The sequence below is a fragment of the Ruminococcus callidus ATCC 27760 genome (assembly GCF_000468015.1).
In the GTDB taxonomy this organism is placed as follows: Bacteria; Bacillota; Clostridia; order Oscillospirales; family Ruminococcaceae; genus Ruminococcus_C; species Ruminococcus_C callidus.
In genome coordinates this window covers 1-1567 of sequence record NZ_KI260370.1, presented here as the reverse complement: position 1 = coordinate 1567, position 1567 = coordinate 1, and the positions used below count along the sequence as shown (strand labels likewise).

Annotated in this window: 2 protein-coding genes; both read right to left on the bottom strand. The window is 53.7% G+C overall.

All coding sequences use genetic code 11. The features are described from left to right. Nucleotides 1–200 (bottom strand): hypothetical protein (locus tag RUMCAL_RS16230; protein ID WP_207636442.1); only part of this gene is annotated, 200 nt, incomplete at its 3' end. Nucleotides 201–365: 165 nt separating this feature from the next. Then, the coding region (locus RUMCAL_RS05975) for a hypothetical protein (RefSeq protein ID WP_040647250.1) at nucleotides 366–1567 on the bottom strand (1202 nt) is incomplete at its 5' end.

The following is a 1567-nucleotide window of genomic DNA, read 5'->3' as shown; positions in this document are numbered from 1 at the left end:
TGTGAAATCGGTTGTACATGAAAGATGATAAACAAATAAACTTGCAAACGCCGTATGAAATAAAGTCGCCCACCTACACCAGAAAACACTTGAATATCAACATTACCGATACAGGCAAAGGCAACAATCGGCGTTGGCAAGCCCCAGGCGGACAGCGAGGTACGAGCGAATTTCGCCGGACGGTTTTGACATGGCTGCACTAGAAGTTACGCTTTACGGAGGAACCCCTCCACCGCCTAACGGCGGTTCCCCTCCCCTTTCAGGGGAGGCTATACTGCCCAAAAACAAACCCGCCCCGACAGAAGTACCTGTCGGGGCGGGTTTTGCGGCATCAGAACAATTTCACCTGTTCCGTTACAGCCGGTTTACTTTTTCTTACGCTTGCAGCCTGCCACGATTGCCGCTGCCAGTGCAATGCCTGCCGGAATGATGACTACCGGCAATGCTTCGCCTGTCTTTGGCGTGGAGGAGATTCTTGTGTTGCTTCTGCTGCTGGAAGAAGACGAACCGGAACTGCTTCTGATGACTGTGGTCGTCTGGCTTCCGCCAGCTGCTGTTGTTGTGCCGGAGCCGCCATTGCCTGCGGTCGTACCGGTGCCGCTTTCTCCAGTCACGGTCGTGGTTTCCGTAGAAGCCGTGGTCGTGGTGGAAACGGACGGGGTATGCTCGCCGTTGCCGGCGGTGGTATTCTTCGCAGTAGTTGTGGTTGCTTCCGTAGTCGTTGTGGTTTCTTCGGTAGTTTCCGTTGTGGTGGTTTCAGTACCAACGTACTCATCGATCATCACAATGGCTCTGCCGTCCGGATTTGCCGTTACCACAGCATTTTCCACGCTCCAGCTGCCGTCTTCATTCAGGCTGACGCCAACAAACAGTACCAGTGTACCGTCTTCGTTCAGCTGGAAGTAGATCGGTTCTGCAACGAGGTAATCTGCCGGAGCCAGTGTTTCGGTCAGGCAGTACGGTGTGTTCGGCTGGATTCCGGCAAAGACATGCGATACGCCTTCTTCGGATACCCACTGATCGATCACATTGCCGCTCTGATCGGTAATGTTCAGAGATGCTCCGCCGATCTCATTGCCGCCCACGTCACACTTGCGGATCACATAGCCGTCCGGCTGTTCGGTGGTGGTGACAATTGTAGTTGTCGTTTCCTCCGTTGTCGTGGTGGCTTCTGTGGTTTCCTCTGTGGTAGTTTCAACAGTGGTTTTTTCTGTCGTGGTAGTCGTTGCTTCGATGGTTGTCGTAGCTGCTGTTGTGACAGTTGTTTCTGCGGTAGTCACTGTGCTTGCCGCGGTAGTGCTGGTTTCGGTCACCGTTTCCGCAGTCGTTCCTGCGGCAGTTGTGGTGGTCGATGCTGCACTGGTTTCCGTAGAAGCACTTGCTGTTGTAACAGTGGTTTTGGCGGTTGTGGTATCTGTGGTAGTTCCGTTGGTAGAAGTGGTAGTCGGACCTGCACTGGTTTCTGTGGTGCTTCCACTGGTTGCCAGTGTGGTGTCTGTTGTCACTTCGGTGGTAGTTCCGTTGGTAGAAGTAGTAGTCGGGCCTGCACTGGTTTCCGTGGTGTTTC